Origin of the sequence: Aeromonas sp. R6-1 (assembly GCF_040908165.1) — a bacterium.
GTDB classification, from domain to species: domain Bacteria; phylum Pseudomonadota; class Gammaproteobacteria; order Enterobacterales; family Aeromonadaceae; genus Aeromonas; species Aeromonas caviae.
In genome coordinates, this window is record NZ_JBFODF010000021.1 from 96,069 (window position 1) to 115,552 (window position 19,484).

Annotated in this window: 21 protein-coding genes; 9 read left to right on the forward strand and 12 right to left on the reverse strand. The window is 62.1% G+C overall.

Features of this window, described 5'->3' with window-relative positions; translation table 11 throughout:
* Positions 1-80: 80 nt before the first annotated feature.
* On the forward strand, positions 81-983 hold the full coding sequence (locus tag AB5Y68_RS04990) for a lysine exporter LysO family protein (RefSeq protein ID WP_039038644.1): 903 nt from the start codon (positions 81-83) through the stop codon (positions 981-983).
* 82 nt (positions 984-1,065) lie between these two features.
* Here AB5Y68_RS04990 and iadA read toward each other — a convergent pair whose 3' ends face one another.
* Together iadA and AB5Y68_RS05000 are read right to left on the reverse strand one after the other, a co-directional pair.
* Entirely contained in the window at positions 1,066-2,196 is a 1,131-nt protein-coding gene (iadA, locus tag AB5Y68_RS04995; protein ID WP_039038643.1) for a beta-aspartyl-peptidase, read from the reverse strand.
* 58 nt (positions 2,197-2,254) lie between these two features.
* Entirely contained in the window at positions 2,255-3,034 is a 780-nt protein-coding gene (locus tag AB5Y68_RS05000; RefSeq protein WP_039038642.1) for an ABC transporter substrate-binding protein, read from the reverse strand.
* Positions 3,035-3,099: 65 nt separating this feature from the next.
* Between AB5Y68_RS05000 and AB5Y68_RS05005 the strand changes: the two genes are divergently transcribed.
* The gene (locus AB5Y68_RS05005) at positions 3,100-3,423 is read left to right on the forward strand and encodes a hypothetical protein (protein ID WP_039038641.1); all 324 of its coding nucleotides are present in this window, start codon (positions 3,100-3,102) and stop codon (positions 3,421-3,423) included.
* Positions 3,420-4,031, forward strand: a complete 612-nt coding sequence (locus tag AB5Y68_RS05010) for an ACP phosphodiesterase (RefSeq protein WP_039038640.1) — start codon at positions 3,420-3,422, stop codon at positions 4,029-4,031. The genes AB5Y68_RS05005 and AB5Y68_RS05010 overlap by 4 nt, the downstream gene beginning before the upstream one ends.
* A 38-nt stretch (positions 4,032-4,069) precedes the next feature.
* Here the strand turns inward: AB5Y68_RS05010 and AB5Y68_RS05015 are convergent, their stop codons facing one another.
* The 3 genes from AB5Y68_RS05015 to arsC all read right to left on the reverse strand — a co-directional run bounded on the left by AB5Y68_RS05015 (position 4,070) and on the right by arsC (position 6,110).
* Positions 4,070-5,140, reverse strand: coding sequence for a linear amide C-N hydrolase (locus tag AB5Y68_RS05015; RefSeq protein WP_039038639.1), 1,071 nt, complete (start codon positions 5,138-5,140; stop codon positions 4,070-4,072).
* A 248-nt stretch (positions 5,141-5,388) separates the two neighbouring features.
* Positions 5,389-5,763, reverse strand: a complete 375-nt coding sequence (locus AB5Y68_RS05020; protein ID WP_039038638.1) for a DUF2069 domain-containing protein — start codon at positions 5,761-5,763, stop codon at positions 5,389-5,391.
* Positions 5,760-6,110 (reverse strand): arsenate reductase (glutaredoxin), encoded by a 351-nt coding sequence (gene arsC / locus AB5Y68_RS05025; RefSeq protein ID WP_039038637.1) that lies wholly within the window; start codon positions 6,108-6,110, stop codon positions 5,760-5,762. The genes AB5Y68_RS05020 and arsC overlap by 4 nt, the downstream gene beginning before the upstream one ends.
* 60 nt (positions 6,111-6,170) lie before the next feature.
* Here arsC and AB5Y68_RS05030 point away from each other — a divergent pair, with 60 nt between their 5' ends.
* Positions 6,171-6,650, forward strand: coding sequence for a TlpA disulfide reductase family protein (locus tag AB5Y68_RS05030; protein ID WP_039038636.1), 480 nt, complete (start codon positions 6,171-6,173; stop codon positions 6,648-6,650).
* A 133-nt stretch (positions 6,651-6,783) separates the two neighbouring features.
* On the opposite strand, the gene AB5Y68_RS05035 is transcribed toward AB5Y68_RS05030, so the two are convergent.
* Positions 6,784-8,238, reverse strand: coding sequence for a M48 family metalloprotease (locus AB5Y68_RS05035; protein ID WP_223918331.1), 1,455 nt, complete (start codon positions 8,236-8,238; stop codon positions 6,784-6,786).
* A gap of 127 nt (positions 8,239-8,365) precedes the next feature.
* Here AB5Y68_RS05035 and AB5Y68_RS05040 point away from each other — a divergent pair, with 127 nt between their 5' ends.
* The 3 genes from AB5Y68_RS05040 (at position 8,366) to AB5Y68_RS05050 (ending at position 10,712) form a co-directional block, all read left to right on the forward strand.
* Positions 8,366-8,635 (forward strand): sulfurtransferase TusA family protein, encoded by a 270-nt coding sequence (locus AB5Y68_RS05040; protein ID WP_039038635.1) that lies wholly within the window; start codon positions 8,366-8,368, stop codon positions 8,633-8,635.
* 22 nt (positions 8,636-8,657) lie between these two features.
* The gene (locus tag AB5Y68_RS05045) at positions 8,658-9,728 is read left to right on the forward strand and encodes an AI-2E family transporter (protein ID WP_039038634.1); all 1,071 of its coding nucleotides are present in this window, start codon (positions 8,658-8,660) and stop codon (positions 9,726-9,728) included.
* A gap of 174 nt (positions 9,729-9,902) precedes the next feature.
* On the forward strand, positions 9,903-10,712 hold the full coding sequence (locus AB5Y68_RS05050) for a MipA/OmpV family protein (protein WP_039038633.1): 810 nt from the start codon (positions 9,903-9,905) through the stop codon (positions 10,710-10,712).
* Positions 10,713-10,778: 66 nt separating this feature from the next.
* On the opposite strand, the gene AB5Y68_RS05055 is transcribed toward AB5Y68_RS05050, so the two are convergent.
* The gene (locus AB5Y68_RS05055) at positions 10,779-11,585 is read right to left on the reverse strand and encodes an alpha/beta fold hydrolase (RefSeq protein WP_039038632.1); all 807 of its coding nucleotides are present in this window, start codon (positions 11,583-11,585) and stop codon (positions 10,779-10,781) included.
* A gap of 156 nt (positions 11,586-11,741) precedes the next feature.
* Here AB5Y68_RS05055 and ppk2 point away from each other — a divergent pair, with 156 nt between their 5' ends.
* Positions 11,742-12,572, forward strand: a complete 831-nt coding sequence (gene ppk2 / locus AB5Y68_RS05060) for a polyphosphate kinase 2 (RefSeq protein ID WP_010674253.1) — start codon at positions 11,742-11,744, stop codon at positions 12,570-12,572.
* Positions 12,573-12,697: 125 nt separating this feature from the next.
* Here ppk2 and AB5Y68_RS05065 read toward each other — a convergent pair whose 3' ends face one another.
* The 5 genes from AB5Y68_RS05065 to yejK form a co-directional block, all read right to left on the reverse strand.
* Positions 12,698-13,834, reverse strand: a complete 1,137-nt coding sequence (locus AB5Y68_RS05065; protein ID WP_039038631.1) for an ABC transporter ATP-binding protein — start codon at positions 13,832-13,834, stop codon at positions 12,698-12,700.
* 70 nt (positions 13,835-13,904) lie between these two features.
* Positions 13,905-14,795 carry a maltose ABC transporter permease MalG gene (malG, locus tag AB5Y68_RS05070; protein WP_010674251.1) on the reverse strand — a complete coding sequence of 297 codons (891 nt, stop codon included), beginning with the start codon at positions 14,793-14,795 and terminating at the stop codon, positions 13,905-13,907.
* A gap of 12 nt (positions 14,796-14,807) precedes the next feature.
* Positions 14,808-16,463: a maltose ABC transporter permease MalF gene (malF, locus tag AB5Y68_RS05075; RefSeq protein ID WP_041215465.1), complete on the reverse strand. Its 1,656-nt coding sequence runs from the start codon at positions 16,461-16,463 to the stop codon at positions 14,808-14,810.
* A gap of 73 nt (positions 16,464-16,536) precedes the next feature.
* On the reverse strand, positions 16,537-17,718 hold the full coding sequence (gene malE / locus AB5Y68_RS05080; protein ID WP_010674249.1) for a maltose/maltodextrin ABC transporter substrate-binding protein MalE: 1,182 nt from the start codon (positions 17,716-17,718) through the stop codon (positions 16,537-16,539).
* A 395-nt stretch (positions 17,719-18,113) separates the two neighbouring features.
* A complete protein-coding gene (gene yejK, locus AB5Y68_RS05085; protein ID WP_039038628.1) occupies positions 18,114-19,163 on the reverse strand; it encodes a nucleoid-associated protein YejK in 1,050 nt (349 codons plus the stop codon).
* Between the two features lie 73 nt (positions 19,164-19,236).
* Here yejK and AB5Y68_RS05090 point away from each other — a divergent pair, with 73 nt between their 5' ends.
* Complete coding sequence (locus tag AB5Y68_RS05090; protein WP_039038627.1) at positions 19,237-19,464, forward strand: YejL family protein; 228 nt, start codon at positions 19,237-19,239, stop codon at positions 19,462-19,464.
* Positions 19,465-19,484 lie beyond the last annotated feature (20 nt).

Below are 19,484 nucleotides of genomic sequence, written 5' to 3' on the forward strand. Positions count from 1 at the left end.
GCTGACGCACAGATCCGTGACACAGGTGCAACAAGTCGTGATAAGGTGCCGTTTTTCCACGTTTTGTGATCGAGGCCCCGATGTTGCTCAATGTGTTGCTGATCCTGCTGCCGCTCGTGATCGGCTATCTGGTTCCCCTCTCTTCCGCCCGTCTGATCAAACTGGTCAACCAGTCCCTGGGCAAGATGGTCTACCTCATCCTGTTCCTGATGGGTCTGGGGCTGGCCTATGTGGAGAACCTGGGCAGCAACCTGGCAGTGATCTTCAAGGTGGCAGGGGTGATGCTCGCAGCCATTACCCTCTGCAACCTGCTGGCCCTGTGGTGGCTGGACAAGCGCAGCCCCCCCACCCACGAGGCCAGTGACGGCAAGATGCCGAGCAAGCTGCACCTGTTGTGGGAATCCCTCCAGCTCTGTTTCGTGGTGCTGGGGGGCGTCTTGCTGGGGCTGGTGGTGGACCTGCGCGCCCTGCCCATCGACAAGTTGAGCGAGTGGGCCCTGATGCTGCTGCTCTTGCTCATCGGCATCCAGATGCGCAACTCCGGCATGCACCTGCGCCAGATCCTGCTCAATCCCTGGGGCATGAAGATCGCGCTCACCGTCATCCTCAGCAGCTGGCTCGGCAGCCTGCTGGCCGCCCAGCTGCTCGGCATGCCCTTTGCCCATGGCCTCGCGATGAGCTCCAGTTTTGGCTGGTATTCGCTCTCCGGCATCCTGGTAGCGGACAAGCTGGGCCCGGTGCTGGGCTCCGCCGCCTTCATCAACGATCTGGGGCGCGAGCTTATCGCCATCCTCATCATCCCGGTGCTGATGCGCCGCCACCCCAGCGCCGCCATCGGCTACGGCGGCGCCACGGCGCTGGACTTCACCCTGCCTGTCATCCAGAAATCCGGCGGCATCCAGGTGGTGCCGGTGGCCATCGTCTCCGGCTTTATCCTGAGTCTGCTCGGCCCCATTCTGATCCTGGGGTTCCTGGCCATCTGAACCCCATGGCACGACAAAGCCCGGCACTGCTGCCGGGCTTTTTGTTGATGAACTGAGCGGGCTGGATGACAGACGCCGGTATTCAGGTGCGCCACCGGCCCCCACTCATCACCCGCTCGATGGCGAACGTATCAGGATCGATCAGCAGCAGATCCGCATCCTGCCCTACCCCCAGAGTACCCTTGCTCGCAAGCCCCAGCGCCCTGGCCGGATTGGCCGTCACTACCGCCAGTGCCGTCTCCAGCGCCACCCCCTTGCCGCAGGCCGCCACCACCTCCTGCCACAGGCTCCCTATCAGGCCGCAGCGCAGCTCGATGAGACGCCCCTCACCGTCAAAGCGCGGCAGACTGGCGTTGGCGTCCGAGCTGAAGCTGATGCGATCCACGGGCACGCCGGCCGCCAGCAACGCCACCAGGGCGTCGGCCGCGAGCCGCTCCCCATCATCCAGCAGATCCGGGAAGCTCGACGTGGTGAGGTCGACCCAGCCACCTGCCCGACCCCACTCGATGGCCTCGGCAAAGAGCCAGGGATTGCGGTTGCAGTGGGTGGGGTAGAGCTGGCGAAGCGGGATGTCGGTGCCGTCTCGCAACGCCCGCAGGGGCGCCAGCGCCCCCCGGCCATCCCCCAGGTGAAAGAAGCTGACGCCACTTTTGCCCGACAACAGCCCGGCCACCCGCGCCTCGCTCGCCAGCCGCGCCAGCTCGTCGTGGGTGGGGGCGCTGGACCTGTGATCGCTGATCGCCACCTCCCCCACCCCCAGCACCTCGGGGATCAGCATGATGTCCGACTCCACCGTGCCGGTGAGGGTCTTGACCGGCAGGTGGTAGGAGCCGGTGTACATGAAGGCGCTCACCCCGGCGGCGCGAAACTCGCGCACCTTCCCCAGCACCTGGGCCGGGCTGCGGGTCAGGCTGTCGGTGCCGAGGGCCGCCACGAGCGTGGTAACCCCCGCAGCCAGAGCTTCCCTTGCCGAGAGCTCCGGCGTGCGAAAGCCGAAGCCTCCCTCGCCGCCGCCTCCGGTGATATGGGCGAGCGGGTCCACCAGTCCGGGCACCAGATAGCGGCCGCCAGCGTCCACCCGCGTCAGTGGCCAGTCGGCCGGAACCGTCAGTCCCTTGCCCATCCAGGCGATGCGGCCATCCGCCACCAGCAGATCCTGCTGGCCGAGCGGGGCCGGACTATGGATCTGCGCACCCTCGATCAGGGTCAACATGGGATCTCTCCTTGCTGCATGAAAAAGGAGGGAGCAGGCTCCCTCCGACTGTTACCCATCAACCGCCATAGATATCGTACTTGAAGTACTTCCGGTTGATCTCCTGATACTTGCCGTTGGCGCGCAGGGCTTTGATGGCGTCGTTCAGCCTGGCCCTGAGATCCTGATCCCCCTTGCGCACCGCGATCCCCATGCCGTCGCCAAACCATTGACGGTCGGTCAGGGCCGGCCCCACATAGTCGTACTTGTCGCCCCCTTCCTTGCCAAGCAACCCCTGTTCGATGGCCGAGGCGTCGGCCAGCAGGGCCTGCACCCGTCCCGCCTTCAGGTCGAGGTAGGCTTCATCGGCACTGCCGTAACGCACTATGGTGACGCTGGAGCCGAAGTTGTCGGTCAGGTACTTGTCGTGGGTGGTGGCCCGCTGCACGCCGATGCGCTTGCCCGCCATCCCTTCCGGCGTCAGCGTCAGTTCGGTGCCCCTGGCCGCCACGAAGCGGTTGGGAATGTGGGCATATTTCTCGGTGAAGTCGACCTTCTTGCGCCGCTCGTCGGTGATCGACATGGCAGCGATGATGGCGTCGTACTTGCGCGACAGCAGGGCCGGGATCATGCCGTCCCAATCCTGGGCCACCAGTTCGCACCTGACGGCCATCTGCTGGCACAGGGCGTTGGCAAGATCGATGTCAAATCCCTTGATCTCTCCGGACGCATCGGTCCATGAGAAGGGGGGATAGGCCCCCTCCACGCCAAAGCGTACCGTCTTCCACTCCTTGGCGGTGACGGGGGCGGCGAGCAGACAGGCAGCAACAAGGGCTGACAGGGTCAGTGTGGTCTTCATCGTGAGTACTCCATTACATAAAAAGCGCACAGGCGCGGTCAAGGCATCGCAGGCAGAGGCAAGCGATGGCCAACAAACGGCAAATTGCAGATGAGCGGGATTACGCCGCCATGGGCGTCAATGAACTGCTCCGGGGCCTCGACCTATTCGTCGAACCACTCGGAGAGATAGAAAGGCTTGAAATAGAAGGCCAGAAAGAAGCCTCTGGCTTTGCGCATCATGGTGATTTGTCGCGTCCTGTGACAAAGATGGCAAGCACCTTACCACGCCTCAAATTTGCCCGGCAAGGGGACTTGGGGATGAAACATTCTGCCCATGGTCAATCCGGCCACGATTCGTTAGGCTCGGATCACCCGTTCACGCCCAGGCACGCGAGCCCCATTCCATGAATTTTCTCGCCCATCTCCATCTGGCGGCCCATACCGGCAGCTCCCTCACCGGCAACCTGCTGGGGGACTTCATCAAGGGCCCGCTGCCGACGGGTCTGGCTGACCGCTTCGACGAGGGGATCTGGCTGCACCGCAAGATAGACGCCTTCACCGATGCCCACCCGGCCCATCGGGCCGCCGTGGCGAGCTTCGCCCCCCCCTGGCGCCGCTTCGGGGGCATTGTGGTGGACATGCTCTACGATCACTGGCTCAGCCAGCACTGGCAGAGGTTCAACGCAGCCCCCCTGCCCCGCTTTCTGGCGCAGAGCTATGGTCAACTTCTCCTGGATCATCACAGCCTGCCACAGGGCCTGCCGATGGCCCTGCGGCGCATGGCCGAGCAGGACTGGCTGGCCTCCTACCAGTACCGGGAAGGGGTGGGGGCGGCCCTCAACGGCATCGGTCGTCGGCTGCGCCGCCCCGTGCCGCTCGGGGAGGCGCTCCACGCCCTGGATCAGGCTCGCTGGACCGAGGCCGAGCACGCCTTCCTGCACTTCTACCCGGAGCTGATGCGCTTTTGCGAGGCGCAGATCGCCGCCCACCGCACTGCCACCTCATCCCCACCATAAAAAACGCCCCGAGCGGGGCGTTGTCATCAACGGAACGCTCAGGCCTTGGGGCTGGCCGGCAGGAAGCGAAACGCCTTGGCCGGGACGAATTTCTCCGCCGTCTCCCCCGCATAGAGCTGCTGCTCGGTCAGGGGCAACTTGCGTACCGGGGCCCCCGCGGTGAGATCCAGCTTGTCCATGCTCACCCAGAAGGTGTTGGGCAGATGGGTCAGCTCGAAGAAATAGCGGCGATGCTGCTGATCTGCCACGCTGCGCCACAGGGTGGTGGAGATGTTGGGCTGATCCGGGGTGCTGATCCCCATGGGCACCGAGACGTTGCGCATCACGCTCATCACCCCGGCCACCGCCTCGTTGGCCTGGTCGGTCTTTGGCAGGGTCTTGATGTAGAAGGAGGCGCGGGCAAAACGGTCCGCCGAGCGGTTGGTGCCGGGCAGCATGGTGAGACCGCCAATCTCCTCCCAGTAGTCGTTGAGGGCCAGTTGCTTGTCAAAGGTCGGCGAGTTGGTCATCACCTGATAGCTGCGGTCGTGGTAGATCTGCAGCTTGCCTCCCACGTACTGGAAGATGGCGGAATCGCCGCTCGCATCGGAGAGGGAGAGGTGCAGCTGGCCCGGCTTGCCATCCGGGGTCAGGGTGGTCACCACATAGAACTCGTCCTTCGACAGGGCGGCGACCGCCTCAGCCACGGTGGCGAAGTTGTCCAGCGCGTACTGGGCCCAGAGCGAGATGGAGAGAGTCTTGCGCGGATCCTTGTCGCTCGGGGTCACATACTCGGACTCGGTCAGATAGAGGAGGTTGGCCACCAGCCCCTTCTCGTTCATGCCGTCGGCGGTGCCCGCATCGAAGCCTGCCGCCACCACGGAGCCGTAACGCGACGTCCACGTCATGGAGTGCGCACCGGCCTCCCCTTCCCGCGCGATGCCACGGGGCAGCGCCCAGAGATTGGTCGGCATGGCGCTGCGCCAGTCCATGGTACGACCGGTCACCACCAGCGCTCCCTCCCCCTGATAGACGGCGCGGGTACAGGCATCGGCGAGGGAGCTGACGGAGAGGGAGACGGTCAGGGCCAGCAGGGTCTTGTGCAACAGGGGGGAACGCAGGATTGTCATATGGATCACTCGAGTCTGGTGAAAACACAAGCATACCCCTTTTTGCATAACAGGGGCTGACTGAGGCTGGCAAACCAGGTGGCAGATCTGTCAACAGAGGTACTTCCCTGCCAATCAGCGATCAATATTCATAAATTAATCAAAGAGATAAGCAAGTCACTTCGGGGCGATACCGCAAGATGCCATTCGCTGGCTTGCGTCGGTTTCAGACACATACCCTGCCCGCCAGCAGGCGGACAGGGAGGGGCTCAGCCTTCCTTCTTGCGGATACTCAGCCCCAGCTCGCGGCCGCGCAGGCGGGCATAATAGATGGTGCCCACAAACGCCAGGGTGGTGAGCACCAGCTCCACCACCGCCAGCCACCGCTCCCCCTCATCCGTGGTGATCAGGGTCAGGGCGTGCAGGAAGTAGGGCATCAGCACGAAATTGCCCCAGGCGTGGGTGTAGGGATTGCCCTGCACTATGCCCTTGAGGGGGAAGAGCAGCGGCACCGTCCAGATCACCGGCAACAGCCAGGGATTGAGGTCCGGGTGAGGCGAGAGCCACAGATGCCAGAGGATGACCCAACCCAGCAGGCCGAAAAAACCGGCCAGGGTCAGCAGGCGAGCGAAGCGGGTGCTCACTTGAGGATCTCCAGCACCTGCTCGGGCGGACGGCCGATGCGGGCCTGCCCGTTCTTGATGACGATGGGGCGCTCGATGAGCTTGGGGTGCTCGTGCATGGCACGAATGAGGTCATCGCCGCTCGCCTCGCCGAGCCCCAGCTCCTTGTAGAGATCTTCCTTGGTGCGCATCAGCTGTCGGGGATCCGTGAAGCCAAGCTGACTCAGGAGGGTGCGGATCTGTGCCTCGCTCGGGGCCTGCTCCAGATAGAGCACCACCTCGGGGGCGACCCCGTGCTGTTCCAGCAAGGCCAGGGTTTCACGGCTCTTGGAGCAGCGCGGATTGTGGTAGATTTGGGTCTCGCTCATGATAACTCCCTGACTAATCGCAAGATGGGACAAGAAATGGCGCTATTGTAGGGGAAACGGATGGTCAGGGTAAGCGGGAAGGCTATGGAAATGAAACGGATCTGTTGGCTGATTGTGGCAACCCTGCTGGGGGCCTGCAGCCCGGCACCCGACTTCACCGACGGCGCGGGAAAGAAGGTCAGCCTCGCGGATCTCGGTGGCAAGCCGCTGCTGGTCAACTACTTCGCCCCCTGGTGCGCCCCCTGCCTGCGGGAGATACCCTTGCTGGCAACATTGCACCAGGAAGGCCGGATCCGGGTGATCGCCATCAACTATGACCCCGCCTCCCCCGCCGAACTGACCGAGCTGGCACGGCGCCACGCCATCAGGGTTCCCCTGATGATCCCGGATGACGACGCCCGCCTCCCGTTCCCAAGGCCCGGGGCGCTGCCCACCAGTTATCTGCTCGATGCCAGGGGCACGCTGCTGGAGACCCTGGTGGGGGAGCTGGACGAGCAGAAGATAAGCGAGATAAAACGCCGCGTGGCGAGCGCCCCATAGCAGAGCCATCCATCACTCTCATTTCTTCATCATCAAGATGCGTTGAAACCGATGAAAGGCCCTATTTTAGCCTGCAAAACAAGGCGGGGTGCCCCCAAAGGAGCACCCCGCCTGCCATCAACCCGCTCCGGACTCAGCCCTTGAGGCTGTCCAGATCCTTCTTGGCCCGCTCCAGCTGGGTGATGCGCGCCTCGATGCGGGCCAGGGTCAGCTTGTCGCTGGTGGTGCCCCGCGCCACGATCAGTTCGTCGATGGCCGCCTGATAGTCCCCGCGCAGGGAAAGGGTCTCCGCCCGCGCCATGTGCAGGTCCGTCATTCTGCCCGCCTTGCGGTAGGCGTCCGACAGCAGGCTCCAGGCCAGGCTGTTCTCGTCGTGCTCCCGGGCATAAGGGTCCAGGATGGCGATGGACTTCTTGTAGTTGCCCCCCTCCAGATAGGCGTTGCCGAGGTTCACCACCACCACCTCGTTGTCCGGCATCCGGGTGCGGAAGCGCTCCAGTCTGGCGATGGCCTGGGCGCTGCGCCCCTTGGCGAGATCGATGTCGGTCAGGGCATCCACCACGAAGAGATCCTCCGGGTGACGGGTCGCCAGCTCCTGCATCAGGGTGTCAGCCTCGTCGGTGCGCTTGAGCTGCAACAGGGCCAGCGCCTTGCCATAGATGGCGGCATCCTTGAGGGGGTAATCCCCCTTCTGCAGGCGGCTGTCGAAGTAGGTGAGCAGCGCCTGGGGCGTCTCGGTGCCATAGCGCACCTGGATGCGCACCTTGGCCAGCCAGAAGTCCAGGCTCGGCGGCAGGGCGCGCGCGCCATAGCTCCCGGCCCGGGCACGGGCTTCGCTGATCCGGGTCTCCGGCAGGGGGTGAGTCAGCAGCATCTCCGGCGGCTTGCTGGCATAGCGGTACTCCGCCGCCAGCTTCTGGAAGAAGTTGGCCATGCCCATGGGATCGAACCCGGCGTCATACAGCGTCTTCATGCCGATGCGATCCGCCTCGTATTCGTTGTCCCGGGTGTAGTTGATGGCCGACTGCATCGACAAACCAAGCGTGGTCTGCAAGGCCGCGATGCCGGCGGTGGGGTTGATCACCGCGAGTGCAATGGAGCCCACCAGGCCGGCCAGGGTCATGGCGGAGCTGCTCGCCTGTGCCTCCATGTAACGGGCGATGTGACGCTGGGTCACGTGGGTGATTTCGTGGGCCAGTACCGAGGCCAGCTCGCTCTCGCTCTCGGCGTAGAGGAAGAGGCCGGTGTGCACCTTGACCCGGCCACCGAGGAAGGCCGCCGCGTTGATGCTGGGATCGTTGATGAGGAAGAAGGTGAACGGGAAGCGCACCCCGTCGGCATTGGTTAGCAGCCGCTGGCCCAGATCGTCGATGTATTCGTTGAGCACGGGGTCATCGATGATGGGCAGGCCCGCCCGGGCAAAACGCATGAAGGCGTTGCCGTAGCGCACCTCCTGCTCGATGGGCAGTGCGGCGACCCCGGCGGTACCGATGTCGGGCAACTGGTTGCTCCCCTGGGCGTGGAAGGTCGCCCCCATCAGGGTGACCAACAGGGGAAGCGATGCTATCAGGGGGGAAAAACGTGCCACGTTATCTCTATCTCCAATCAGACCCCAGCGGGCATCGGCAGAATACCCTTGCCATTCAAGGCCCACAAGCGTTGTTTCATCCTCTCATCACGGCCATAATGACCGCCACGCACGCGATGGAGTTCTCATGGAACAGCTCGACCTGACCCCCTGGCGTTGTCCCGAGCCCCTCATCCGGCTCAAGCTCTGGTTGCGCCAGGCCCGGCCCGGTCAATCCGTGTGCATCCAGCTCGGTGATGCAGGCTCCCGGCAGGACATTCCCGCCTATCTGCGCCGTCAGGGTCACCATGTCCAGACCCGGGAAGAGTCAGCTGCCCGCCTCTCCCTGCTGCTCGTCGTTGCCTGTCCCCCCCGGGACGCCCTGCTCGCCCCCGAGCCCATGCCACCCACCCCGTGAGCCGCCATTCAAGGAAGCCTCGATGTTAGATGTATTGAAGCGCTGGTATCAGACCCGTTTTTCCGACCCCGATGCCGTCACCCTCTTCCTGCTGCTGGTCTTCTGCTTTGCCGTGCTCTGGCTGTTTGGGGATCTGCTGGCACCGCTGCTGGTGGCCCTGGTGATGGCCTATCTGCTGGAGTGGCCGGTGAGTCGCCTGCAACGAGGCGGCCTTTCTCGCACCGTCGCCACCAGCCTGGTCCTGCTGCTGTTCATCACGGTAACGACCCTGATGCTGCTGGGCCTCATCCCGACACTGGTGAGCCAGGGGGTCAACCTGGCCAAGGAGGCGCCCGCCATGCTGGCCCATGCCCAGGACTATGTCCGCACCCTGCCGGAAAAATACCCCGAGATCATCGACGTCAGCCTGGTGGAGACCATCATCGACAACATTCGCCAGCGCATCCTGACCGGCGGTGAACAACTGGTGAGCGCCTCTTTGAGCTCCCTCATCAACGTGGTGGCCATCCTCATCTACGCCATCCTGGTGCCCCTGATGGTCTTCTTCATGCTCAAGGACAAACAGGTGCTGATGGGGGGCCTGCGCCGCTTCCTGCCCCGCAACCGCACCCTGGTGAACCGGGTCTGGGTGGAGATGAACGACCAGATCATCAACTACATCCGCGGCAAAGTGATCGAGATCGTCATCGTCGGCATCGCCACCTATGTGCCCTTCGCCCTGATGGGATTGCGCTACTCCGCCCTGCTGGCGGTCGCGGTGGGCTTCTCCGTGCTCATCCCCTATATCGGCGCCGCCGCCGTGACCGTGCCGGTGGCCATGGTGGCCCTGTTCCAGTGGGGGCTGACCCCCGACTTCGCCTGGCTGATGGTGGCCTATCTCGTGATCCAGGCCCTCGACGGCAACCTGCTGGTCCCCCTGCTCTTCTCCGAGGCGGTCAACCTGCACCCGGTGGCCATCATCATCGCCGTGCTGGTGTTTGGCGGTCTGTGGGGCTTTTGGGGTGTCTTCTTCGCCATTCCCCTCGCCACCCTGGTCAAAGCGGTGCTCAACGCCTGGCCCAAGCGGGAAGATCTCCCCCGCCCCGCCCCCTGACCCTGGCAAGGGGCGAGGCCGGGTCTCGCCCCTTCCAGATACCGGCCATCAGCAGCACCTCCGTGACGCTGGCTCATGCTTGCCTTGTCGGGTTTAATTGAAAGCCGACATCCGTTTGACTTGCTACGCTGGTCTGGTTCGTTACCACTGCCTACCCACCGACAAGGATCTATCATGTCCCCACTCCCTGCCCTGCGCCATGCCTCTCTGGGTGCCTTTCTGGCACTGCTGCTCTGCTCACCCGTCCGGGCAGACCTCGACATCGGGGCCCTCAGCACCTTCTCCAGCGACAGCCCCGACAGCCCCATTCCCAAGGGGTTGGTGCTGGGCGGGGCCGTCATCGGCGGTCAGGCCCGTTACCAGCACCAGGACGACACCCTGATGCCCATCCCGGGGGCCCTCTATTTTGGTGACAACCTGATGTATCTGGGGGATCGGGCCCGCTACTACCTGAGCCGGGATGGCAACCTCTCGACCTATGCCTTCGGCCGGATGCGCTTTGGCAACCTGGACCCGGACGACGATCCCTTCCTCCATGGCATGGAGAAGCGCAAGGGGCAGTTCGAAGCGGGGTTCGGGGCCGATCTCATCACTCCCTACGCCCTCTGGAGCGTGCGGGCCACCACGGATGTGACCGGCACCAGCAACGGTCAGGAGCTGATGCTGTGGGCCAACTTCCCCATCATCCGCGGTCCCCTGCTGCTGATGCCGGGAGCCGGCGTCATGCTGCGCAGCCACAACCTCGCCAACTACTACTTCGGCGGTGTCTCGCAAGACGAAGCGAGGGCGGACAGGCCGGCGTGGAACACGGGCACCACCCTCTCCCCCATGGTCTCCCTCATCGGCAGCTATCGCTTCAGCGCCAACTGGATTGGCGGCTTTGGCATCAACTACGAGCGCTACGACGACGACATCGCGGACAGCCCCATCGTCCAGCATCAGGGAGAACTCTATGCAGGCTTCGGGGTGGGCTACATCTGGTAGCCCCATCCGGGCTCGACAACAAAAAAGGAGCCCATGGCTCCTTTTTTACGGCTATCCGGCGCAGCGTCACCCTGCCACTTCGGCGAGAAATTCGGCGAGCGCCCGGTTGATGAACGCGGGGTTCTCCAAGGTCGAGATGTGACCGGCCCCCGGGATCTCCCTGAACGGGCACCCCAGCACCTCGGCCATCAGATACCCCTCCAGCACAGGGCGAACCTTGTCCTCGCACCCCGTCATCACCAGTGCGGGCAGCCTCATCTCTTCGAGCCAGTCGATGCGGTCCTCCCGGGTCACGAAGCTGCGCCCCACCGCCACCAGGCTCGCCACCTTGTCGGCGGGCCATTGGGCCAGCCGGGCCTTGAAACCGGCCATCAGGGCCGCGTCCGGTTGATGGGCGAAGAAGAGCGGCGCCACCTGATCGACGATGGGCGCAGGCACAGCGCCGACCTGTTCGATCATCGCCAGCATGCCGAGATAGCGCTCGCAGGTGATCTGGGGTTCAAGGCCGACGAAGCTGTCCATCAGCACCAGGCCCTTGAGGCGAGCAGGCGCCATGCGCGCCAGCTCCACGCCCCACATGCCACCGATGGAGAGCCCCACCAGCACGCACTCGTCGATGCCGAGGGCATCGAGCAGCGCCAGGTGATCCCGGGCCAGGGTCGCCAGGGTGCAGGGCCCCTCGGGCAGCACATCGGAATCCCCGTGCCCCCAAAGCTCGGGCACGATGCAGCGATACTGCTCCTTGAGGGCCTCGATTTGCGGTGCCCACATGGCACTGTCCCACAGGTAGCTGTGGCCAAAGAGCAGTGCCGGACCCTGCCCCTCGTCCAGATAGGCCATGCGGCGGCCCGCTATCTCCATAAACTGCTTCATGTTTTCTCCTGTTGCCAGCGGCGATGAAACTGGCTTTCCTGTTTTTCTGTTGCCAGCGGCTGATGAGGCGGCAGTGTAACACGCCACCCTTGGCAGGGGTGCCCGCCTGGTGCAGTCTGGAGAGACTCACATCGAGGAGTCACCAAGGAGAGGATGATGGCCAAGGAAAAGAGCAAGAAACGCCCCCGTCTGGACAAGAAGACCTACGAACATCACCTGGCCCACCTGCAGGAGGAGCTGGTCAAGTTGCAGGAGTGGGTCAAGCAGGAGGGGCTCAAAGTGGTGGTGCTGTTCGAGGGGCGCGACGCCGCGGGCAAGGGGGGCGTCATCAAGGCGATCACCGAACCCCTCAACCCCCGGGTCTGCCGGGTCACCGCCCTGCCCGCCCCCTCGGATCGGGAGCGTACCCAGTGGTACTTCCAGCGCTACGTGGCGCACCTGCCCTCGGCGGGCGAGATGGTGCTGTTTGATCGCTCCTGGTACAACCGGGCCGGGGTCGAACGGGTGATGGGCTTTTGCAGCGACGACGAGTATCGCGAATTCCTGCGCGCCTGCCCCGAATTCGAGCGGATGCTGATCCGCTCCGGCATCACCCTCATCAAATACTGGTTCTCGGTCAGCGACGAAGAGCAGGAGAAACGCTTCAAGGAGCGCATCAACACCCCCATCAAGCGCTGGAAATTCAGCCCCATGGATCTGCAATCCCGTTCCCGCTGGGTCGAGTATTCCCGCGCCAAGGATGACATGTTCACCTACACGGATACCGAGGATTGCCCCTGGTTCGTGGTGGACGCAGACGACAAGCGCCGCGCCCGCCTCAACTGCATCTCCCACCTCCTTGGCAAGGTGCCCTACGAGGCGATCCACTACGAGCCCATCACCCTGCCTCCCATCAAGACCGAAGGGTATGAGCGCCCTCCGCTCACCAGCCAGCACTTCGTGCCGGACGTCACCGCCGCCCTCGAGTCAGACAAGCACGGGCAGTGACGGCCCCGGCCAGCCGCCCCTGCTGGCCGGGCCCGGGCTTCGGATGACGAGCAATAAAAAGCCGGTCTTGCGACCGGCAAAAGGCATTGAACGTATAGAAAGGAAAACCTGGCACTCTCGCCCTCTCAGGCGCGGATATATTTGGCCGTGCGCGGGAACGCCTGCTCTTTGGCATCGAACAGGTAGCAGGCTTCGGCCGGGATGCCGACGCTGTACTCCTGGCCGGTGGCCACGTCGATGTCGGAGCTCGCCTTGACGGTGAAGTCATGACCATCCACGTCCATGTAGACGAAGGACTCGGCCCCCAGGTGTTCGGCAACCTGCACCACGCCGCTCACGCGGCTGTCGGCATGGGCATGACCCAGCGGCACCAGGTGCTCGGGGCGAATGCCCAGCTCCACCTTGTCGCCCACCGCGCCGCGACGGGCATCCACCCGGGCACGCACGGTATCGCCGGAGGTGAGCTTGACCAAGCACTCCTGCTCGCCGATCTCCACCAGCTCGCCCGCCAGGAAGTTCATCTTGGGGGAGCCGATGAAGCCTGCCACGAACTTGTTGTCCGGGTTGTGGTAGAGCTCGAGGGGGGTGCCGAACTGCTCCAGGTTGGTGGCCGCCTCGCCCTTGAGCGGGCTCAGCACCACGATGCGGTTGGCCAGCGTCATGGCCTCCACCTGGTCGTGGGTCACGTAGATGATGGTGGAGTTGAGCTCCTTGTGCAGCTTGGCGATCTCGATGCGCATCTTGACCCGCAGAGCGGCGTCGAGGTTCGACAGCGGTTCGTCAAACAGGAACACCTGCGGCTGCTGCACGATGGAGCGGCCGATGGCCACCCGCTGACGCTGACCGCCAGAAAGGGCCTTGGGCTTGCGGTCCAGCAGCGGCTCGAGACCCAGGATCTCGGCGGCGCGCATCACCCGCTTGTGGATGTTCTCCTTGTCCATCTTCTTGAGCTTGAGGCCAAAAGCCATGTTCTCGTAGATGTTCATGTGCGGGTAGAGGGCGTAGGACTGGAACACCATGCCGACGTTGCGCTCCACCGGTGGCACGTCGTTCATGTAGCGCCCGCCGATGGTCAGCTCGCCGCTGGTGATGTCTTCCAGACCCGCGATCATCCGAAGCAGGGTGGACTTGCCGCAGCCGGACGGGCCGACGAAGACGATGAACTCCCCTTCCTTGATGTCGAGGTTGATGCTGCGCAGGGTGTCCTTGTGGACAGCCGGGTCGTAATTTTTGCGAACGTTGTTGAGTACTACTTCAGCCATGTCGAGCTCCGCTCTTGAATCTTTGCAAATCGTGATGACGGGGGGAGCCAGCTCCCCCGGCCATGAACCGTTAACCTTTCACGCCGCCTGCGGTCAGACCGCCCACCAGCCAGCGCTGGGCGAGCAGGAAGACGACCGTGATGGGGAAGCCTGACAGCACGGCGGCTGCGGCGAAGTCACCCCACAGGTAGTTCTGCGGATAGAGGTACTGCTGGGCCCCGACCGCCAGGGTCAGATTGTTCACATCCTGCAACAGGATGGAGGCCATGGGCACCTCGGTGATGGAGCCGATGAAGGCCAGGATGAACACCACCGCCAGAATGGGCACCGACAGGGGCAGCAGGATCAGGCGGAACGCCTGCCACGGAGTAGCGCCATCGATGGCCGCCGCCTCCTCCAGGGAAGAGTCGATGGTCTCGAAGTAGCCCTTGATGGTCCAGACGTGCAGGGCGATGCCCCCCATGTAGGCCAGGATCAGGCCGCCGTGGGTGTTGAGACCCAGCCAGGGGATGTAGTCACCGATCTTGTTGAAGAGCGCGTAGATGGCCACCAGTGCCAGCACCGCCGGGAACATCTGGAAGATCAGCATGCCCTGCAGGATGGTGGACTTGCCACGGAACCGCAGACGGGCGAAGGCGTAGGCACAGGTGGTGGAGAGCACCACTATCATCAGGGCGGTAATGCCCGCCACCTTGATGGAGTTCCACAGCCAGGTCAGCACCGGGAACGGCGGCGGCGTGATGCTGCCGTCGGCGTTGGTGATGGACATGCCGAGCGCCAGCTTCCAGTGATCCAGGGTCGGATTGGTGGGGATGATCTCCCCCACCGAGAAGTTGCCGTTACGGAACGAGATGGCGATGACCATGATCAGCGGGAAGATGATCAGTGCCAGGAAGCCCCACATCACCAGGTGGGTTGCCCACACCCGATATTTGACTGATTTGGGTTGTACGATTGCCATGTTGAAGCCTCCTTACAGTTGCTTGTCGGCTTTGGACAATTTCAGGTTGAGCAAGGCCAGCGCACCCACGATGAGGAAGATGGCGGTGGCGATGGCACTGGCCAGACCGTAGTCCTGACCACCCGAGCCCTGGAACGCGATCCGGTAGGTGTAGCTCACCAGCAAGTCGGTGGTCCCGGCCGGCGTGGTGGCCCCGATGATGTCCGGCGCCCCGTTCGTCAACAACTGGATAAGCACGAAGTTGTTGAAGTTGAAGGCAAAGGATGCAATCAACAGCGGTGTCAGCGGCTTCATCAAGAGCGGTACGGTGATCTTGAAGAAGTTCTGTACCGGCCCCGCCCCATCCATGGCAGACGCCTCGTAGAGATCTTCCGGAATGGCCTTGAGCAGGCCCATGCAGAGGATCATCATGTAGGGGTAACCGAGCCAGGTGTTGACGATGAGGATCATCACCTTGGCCAGGAAGGGATTGGTGTACCAGTCCGGCTTGATGCCGAAGGCCGCTTCCAGGAACAGGTTGATTTCACCGAAGTTCTGGTTGAACAAGCCTTTGAACACCAGGATGGAGATGAACGCCGGTATCGCATAGGGCAGGATCAGCATGACCCGGTAGAAACCACGCCCCCTGAGCTGCTCCCACTGCACCAGACACGCCAGCACCATGCCGATCGCCAGGGTGAACGCCACCGAACAGGCGGAGAAGATCACGGTCCAGACGAAGATCTGCATGAAGGGACTCTGGATACCCGGGTCCGTCATGATGCGCATGAAGTTTTTCCAACCCACGCTCACCACGAAACCGGGGGCAACGCCCTTGCCGACGAAGTGACCTTCCGCATCGATGTACTGGTAGAAGCCGGTGTCACCGTTGGGCAGCATCAGCTCGCCGCTCTGGTTGTCACGCAGCAGGTTGCTGTCCTTGATCATGACGCCGGACTTGAGCACGGCGCCGTCGACCAGCTGGGTATAGAGCTGTTTCTGGGCGGCGAACTTGCGCAGGCTGCTCAGGGTCAGATGGATATTGCCTTCCGGCAGTACCACATCCAGGGCACTCAGGTGGGTGCGGTGATCGACGATGGCACGAATGGGTGCCGCCTCGCCGACCGTGGCCCCGTCCAGAGGCTGCAACTGAACAACCTGGGGCTCGTCACGGACCCGTCCTTCACGGACGGCCAGGGTACGCGCCTTGTTGTTCAGCAAGGTAAGGGGTTGACTGATAAAGGATTGGTCGTCCTGTTTCAGCAGCAGCTGAAACTGATTGTTCTCACCACCCAGGAGGGTGAAATCGAATTCACCGCCGGTCACCTTGTAGGTTTTTTTCAGATGGTAATCCCGTGCCTGCTCAAGGGAGAGCAAGTTGGATCCCGAATAGTTGGTGAAGGCGATGCCGATCGTGTAGGCAAGAGGGAAGATGATAAAAACAACCATGCCTGCCACACCGGGGAAAATATAACGGTGGGCATAGGTCTTCTTGTTCATGAAGACATAGAGACCGACGGATACGACCACCAGATCGAGCAGGGCAAATACCCACTCGCCGCTGGCATACATCATCACGGCCGCATAACCATTAAGCACTGCGATCAGTGCCGCCATGGTCCATTTCAGCCAGACGTACTTGTCTTTCTTCGGACCGGCATAGGATTCGATAGAAGGTACTACTTCCATGCCAATTAACCTTTATTGCGCCAAGAGAGATTGAGAGAGTGGGAGGCCCGAAGGCCTCCCGGGTAGTGCATGCTTACTGGACGATACGCTTGGCAGCGGTATCCAGGGCTTCGTCAACACCCTGACGGCCAGAGGTGACGTTCTTGAGGGCGGTTTCGAAGGAGGACCAGAAACGGCTCATCTCGGGCACGGACGGCATCGGTTCGCCGTTCTGGGCGTTCAGCATGGTGGCCTTGATGTTGGGGTCGGCTTCCAGGGTCTTCTGGAAGGACTTCAGGGCCACGGCACCCAGCGGCTTGTCGGCGTTCATCGGCGCCAGACCGGCATCGGTCAGCAGGTAGTTCTCGAGGAACTCGATGGCCAGATCCTTGTTCGGGCTGGCGGCGTTGATGGTGGCACCCAGTACGCCAACGAAGGCCTTGGCCGGCTTGCCTTTCAGGGTCGGCAGCTGAGCTACGCCATACTTGATGCCGCTCTTGTCCAGGTTGCTCCAGGCCCAGGGACCGTTGATCATCATGGCCACTTCGCCCTTGTTGAACTTGGCGTCCATCACACCGTAGTCGATGCCCTTCTCCAGGTGACCGGATTTGATCATCTCGGAGATGTAGCCGACGCCGGCCTTGGCACCTGCGTTGTTCACGCCGGTGTCTTTGACGTCATAGCCGGTGGCGGTCTTCTTGAAGGCATAACCACCGTTGGCAGCCACCAGGGGGTAGCTGAAGTAGGGGGTGTCATAGGCCCACATGATGGCGCGCTTGCCATTTTTCTTCAGGTCTTCGTCGATCTTGGCGATCTCTTCGAAGGTCTTCGGCGGGTTGGGCAACAGATCCTTGTTGTAAATCAGGCTGACGGCTTCTACCGCGACCGGGTAGCCATAGGTCTTGCCATCGACGGTCATGGCATCCCAGGCGAATTGCTCGAACTTGGCCTTGGTGGCGGCATTCGGGGTCACGGGAACCAGCAGACCGGACTTGACCCACTCACCGTAACGGTCGTGAGCCCAGAAGAAGATGTCCGGGCCGTTGCCGGTGGCGGCGGCTTGCTGGAATTTGACTTCAACCTGATCCGGGTGGGCGACGGTGACCTTGATGCCGGTTTCGGCTTCAAACTTCTTGCCGACTTCGGCCAGGCCGTTGTAGCCCTTGTCACCGTTGATCCAGATGGTCAGCTGACCTTCATCAATGGCAGCAGTGGCAGAGCAGGCCACGCCCAGGGTAGCCAGACCGATCAGGGATGACAGCAATTTCTTTTTCATGAGCCTTTCCTTGTATTAGTTCCGCGCTGTAAGAGCATTGTGTGCAGATGAATATTATCCCAAGCAGTCAATGCCTCACATGACACGCCTCGCATTTTTGAAATGCAATTACGTATTTTCTTCCAGAAAGTTATGAAAACATTTTCTTATTTCAGCGACTTAGGAAGGGATATCCCCATATTTTTGCCAAGATATGGAAATTAAATTACAGAAAGGAAATTAATTTACGTCATTGAAAGGGATTTCACCCCACTGAAAACCCTTTCATTCCCGATATTTTGTTCAATGTGTTAACAAAAGTACTGAGGTGGTTTCCATCTACATCACCCCCTTAAATAAAAAGGCACCGGAGCGGACTCCGGTGCCTTTTTGCAAGAAATGACGGCTGGATCACATTACGACTGGCGCAGCAATTGATCCTTGAGATTGGGCGGGACTCCCCTGATGGTCAGGGTGTCGGTCTGGGGATCGTAAAAGACCCGGCTGTTGAGCAGCTTCTGCTCGAAGCTCAGAGTCAGGCCGCCACCGGAGCCCACAAACTTGGTCAAGCCCCGCAGGGTGGAACGGTCCGCCGGGAAGCGCTCCTCCAGCTCGTACTCCTGACCGATGAAGCTGTAAAAATCGAGGTCCCCATCACCGGGCAATTCCGCCGACAGCTCCTTGATCTCGATCTCTTCGCCGGCGCTGGCCTGCTCAGTGCAATATTTGAAGACCTGCTTCTTGTAGTCATTGCGCTCGGCCGGTTCGAGTTGGCGGCTGTCGCAGTAATCGTCCACCGCCTGCAGCAACCCCTTGTTCTGGATCTTGGCATCCATGCCCTCCCGGGCCCCCAGCAGATCCATGAAGAAATCCCCCAGCTTGCGACCGACCCGGCCCTTGCTGAAGGTGATATAACGACGCGAATCCCCCTGGGTTTTCCATTCGGTCAGATCGATGCGGGCCACCAGATTGAGTTTGCCGATATCCAGATACTGGATGTGGCGCAGCTCCAGCGCCTCGCTCACGGTGACGCTCTCCTTGCCTTCCAGCAGGGCGATCATCAGGTAATCCACCCCCACATAGTTGTACTTGGCAATCAGCAACACCCCCTGCTCGTCCAGGGCATGCTCCACCAGCTGCTTGACCAGCATCTGGGTCAGGTTGACGGAAAAGGGGACGAACTCGGTCTGCTCCGCCAGCAGCTGCTCCAGGGCGATGCGAAAGGCGGGGGAAGGCTGCTTGGGGGCGTCTTCCCCCTCCGCCAGCTCGGCGACGGCGGCCTCGGGATCGGCGAAGAAGCCAAAGCCCTTTCCCCCCTTGCCGTTGTAGATGCGATGCAGCTCCGCCATCAGCCCTTGTACCGCCTCGTCGGCAGGCAGGGTCTGGCTGCGGGTATCGGCGTGGGGCTGGCCATCGTTGCCCGCCCGCAGGGAGTGAAGAATGATCTTGTCGATATCGAGACTCATGTCACAAAGCCATAGTGTTAGCCGAAAGGGTGAAGTATTATAAGGCGCTTTGAACCGAGGTGAACCCAAGATTATGCCCATCGTATCAAAGTACAATAACGAGCAGTTTGACGCCCTGATGAACGACCTGATCACCGCCCTGGAGAAACACAAGGCACCGGTGGATCTCAGTCTGATGGTCCTTGGCAACCTGACCACCAACATCATCAACGGCATGGCCCCGGCCCAGCGCCAGGCGATCACCGAGAAGTTCATCCAGGCACTCACCGCCTCGGTGGGCCATCGCCACGATGCGCACTGAGTTTCTTCGCATTCTTTGAT

Bases quoted from the DNA above. Each gene is read 5' to 3' on its own strand.
- AB5Y68_RS04990 (WP_039038644.1), top strand. From the start codon at position 81: ATGTTGCTCAATGTGTTGCTGATCCTGCTGCCGCTCGTGATCGGCTAT.
- iadA (WP_039038643.1), bottom strand. From the start codon at position 2,196: ATGTTGACCCTGATCGAGGGTGCGCAGATCCATAGTCCGGCCCCGCTC.
- AB5Y68_RS05000 (WP_039038642.1), bottom strand. From the start codon at position 3,034: ATGAAGACCACACTGACCCTGTCAGCCCTTGTTGCTGCCTGTCTGCTC.
- AB5Y68_RS05005 (WP_039038641.1), top strand. From the start codon at position 3,100: ATGGCCAACAAACGGCAAATTGCAGATGAGCGGGATTACGCCGCCATG.
- AB5Y68_RS05010 (WP_039038640.1), top strand. From the start codon at position 3,420: ATGAATTTTCTCGCCCATCTCCATCTGGCGGCCCATACCGGCAGCTCC.
- AB5Y68_RS05015 (WP_039038639.1), bottom strand. From the start codon at position 5,140: ATGACAATCCTGCGTTCCCCCCTGTTGCACAAGACCCTGCTGGCCCTG.
- arsC (WP_039038637.1), bottom strand. From the start codon at position 6,110: ATGAGCGAGACCCAAATCTACCACAATCCGCGCTGCTCCAAGAGCCGT.
- AB5Y68_RS05030 (WP_039038636.1), top strand. From the start codon at position 6,171: ATGGTCAGGGTAAGCGGGAAGGCTATGGAAATGAAACGGATCTGTTGG.
- AB5Y68_RS05040 (WP_039038635.1), top strand. From the start codon at position 8,366: ATGGAACAGCTCGACCTGACCCCCTGGCGTTGTCCCGAGCCCCTCATC.
- AB5Y68_RS05045 (WP_039038634.1), top strand. From the start codon at position 8,658: ATGTTAGATGTATTGAAGCGCTGGTATCAGACCCGTTTTTCCGACCCC.
- AB5Y68_RS05050 (WP_039038633.1), top strand. From the start codon at position 9,903: ATGTCCCCACTCCCTGCCCTGCGCCATGCCTCTCTGGGTGCCTTTCTG.
- AB5Y68_RS05055 (WP_039038632.1), bottom strand. From the start codon at position 11,585: ATGAAGCAGTTTATGGAGATAGCGGGCCGCCGCATGGCCTATCTGGAC.
- ppk2 (WP_010674253.1), top strand. From the start codon at position 11,742: ATGGCCAAGGAAAAGAGCAAGAAACGCCCCCGTCTGGACAAGAAGACC.
- AB5Y68_RS05065 (WP_039038631.1), bottom strand. From the start codon at position 13,834: ATGGCTGAAGTAGTACTCAACAACGTTCGCAAAAATTACGACCCGGCT.
- malG (WP_010674251.1), bottom strand. From the start codon at position 14,795: ATGGCAATCGTACAACCCAAATCAGTCAAATATCGGGTGTGGGCAACC.
- malF (WP_041215465.1), bottom strand. From the start codon at position 16,463: ATGGAAGTAGTACCTTCTATCGAATCCTATGCCGGTCCGAAGAAAGAC.
- malE (WP_010674249.1), bottom strand. From the start codon at position 17,718: ATGAAAAAGAAATTGCTGTCATCCCTGATCGGTCTGGCTACCCTGGGC.
- yejK (WP_039038628.1), bottom strand. From the start codon at position 19,163: ATGAGTCTCGATATCGACAAGATCATTCTTCACTCCCTGCGGGCGGGC.
- AB5Y68_RS05090 (WP_039038627.1), top strand. From the start codon at position 19,237: ATGCCCATCGTATCAAAGTACAATAACGAGCAGTTTGACGCCCTGATG.